Here is a 371-nt window from a genome sequence, read left to right on the forward strand (position 1 = left end):
GAACGCCACACCAACTCATCGTGGCGGCCGCGCAGCGGATCGATGGTCAACCATCGCAACCTGACCTCGGCGATGATCGACAGCCGCGACTTCCTCGCTGCCAGGAAGCGCGCCAAGAACGAAGTCCTTCTTCCGGCGGGCTCGAAGATCGCGCTCACCGGCGGACTCGACTTCAACGATCATCGGCTCATCTGGGCCAAGCTCGATCAGGTTCACGCCAAGCACCCGGACATGGTGCTGTTGCACGGCGGCAGCCCTAAGGGCGCCGAACGCATCGCCGCACGCTGGGCCGATCATCGCAACGTGCCGCAGATCGCCTTCAAGCCCGACTGGACGAAGCACGCCAAGGCCGCGCCGTTCAAGCGCAACGA

At 64.7% G+C, this 371-nt stretch carries 1 protein-coding gene; it reads left to right on the forward strand.

Going from position 1 to position 371, the window contains the following annotated elements; translation table 11 throughout:
• Positions 1-371: DUF2493 domain-containing protein (locus V7082_RS10540; protein ID WP_334148298.1), on the forward strand; the 371-nt coding region annotated here is incomplete at both ends.

The organism is Hyphomicrobium sp., assembly GCF_036833075.1.
Lineage (GTDB): Bacteria > Pseudomonadota > Alphaproteobacteria > Rhizobiales > Hyphomicrobiaceae > Hyphomicrobium_C.